Origin of the sequence: Pantoea sp. paga (genome assembly GCF_007558755.1) — a bacterium.
GTDB lineage: Bacteria > Pseudomonadota > Gammaproteobacteria > Enterobacterales > Enterobacteriaceae > Pantoea > Pantoea agglomerans.
In genome coordinates this window covers 1-1,338 of record NZ_VLTF01000029.1, presented here as the reverse complement: position 1 = coordinate 1,338, position 1,338 = coordinate 1, and the positions used below count along the sequence as shown (strand labels likewise).

At 44.5% G+C, this 1,338-nt stretch carries 2 pseudogenes; both read left to right on the top strand.

The features are described 5' to 3' along the window. Positions 1 to 415, top strand: a pseudogene (locus FOV68_RS24140) (hypothetical protein); the annotation flags it as partial. Further along, positions 408 to 1,338: pseudogene (locus tag FOV68_RS23825) on the top strand (integrase); the annotation flags it as partial. The pseudogenes FOV68_RS24140 and FOV68_RS23825, both read left to right, overlap by 8 nt.

The following is a 1,338-nucleotide window of genomic DNA, read 5'->3' as shown; positions in this document are numbered from 1 at the left end:
CGTTTATGTTCAGTCAGGTCCAGATAGTTTAAATAAAATCGAAGATGCCGTCTCCGCTGAGCTTGGCTACTATGCAAAGATGTTTCAGGGAGTGCTGATTAACAAAAGTGAGGATAAATATCCCGGCGGCAATATCAGAATTAATACTGGTGAAAAGTCAGGGCAATGCGCCAGTTGCAAATCCTGCACAGCATGTGTGCCCATCCCCTGTTACACCTGCATGCATTTCAGACCTTTTGTTGAAGGGCCGCATGAAAAATTACTCGAATATTTACTCGATGAGCGTAACAGGATTCAGTGCATAGTGGCTGATCCTGTGACTATACAAATACTGGACAGAACAATTATTGCAGTATCAGAGGTGATAAATAAGTGTAAAGAATTTAAATCAAACCCGGAGGTGTCAAATGGATAATATCAAAAATGATAAAGTTAGAGTTCTCGAAACGTGCAGGGAAAAATATTGCGCGCAGAAAATAGATGATTTTGTGAGCTACTGTCGGATCACTCTCAATAAAAACGACCTTGTGAGCTGGGAGGAGGTTAACTGGCCAAAAGTTTTCCTTTTCACTAAAACCCCTGTCAAAGGCGCTAAAAAAAGTTCTGTTATTGTAAATGAGCCATTAGACAGGAATTTTATTGAGTTCGCTAAAAGCTATGTCCTTTACCACTACATGAATGGGGGCAAGAAAATCAATCAGCGTCTTAATATCGTTTTCAGGACACTTGAGGCAGCCCTCTTGCAGGTCAATGGGCGGAGTCATATTCAGTACGTTAACCTCACTGTTCTGGATCAGTGCGTTGTCACCTTAAAAAGCGCATACACCAAAGCAGTAGCGCATGCCTGCGGCAAGGTACTTGAAGGACTGGTTTTATTTCTCAGAGAAAAAGAATTCCTGATCATGCAGTCACTGCTCTGGAAGAGCCCAATCAGAGCGCAGGAAGCAAGCAACAGGCTCACTAAAACTGCTCAAGAGGCCCGTGAGGCAAAGTTACCTGACGAAGAGTCGTTGAATGCTATCGCTGAAATCTTCGCACTTCCAGATGATCAGCTTTCAGAAATGGACTTGTTCATAAGCTCCGTCTTTGCATTGCTCATGTGCGCACCTTCCAGAGTAACCGAAATCCTGACGCTCCCGGCGGATTGTGAAATCCGTGAGGCGGACAGGGAAGGAAAGCTGAGGTACGGGCTGAGATTCTATTCCGTGAAGGGGTTTGGTGGAAATGTGAAATGGATACCTGAAGTCATGGTCCCGGTTGCTGAGATAGCTATCAGGAGGCTGAGGACTCTTTCAGAAAACGCCCGGACATATGCCAGAGAGATTGAGATTTCCGGTA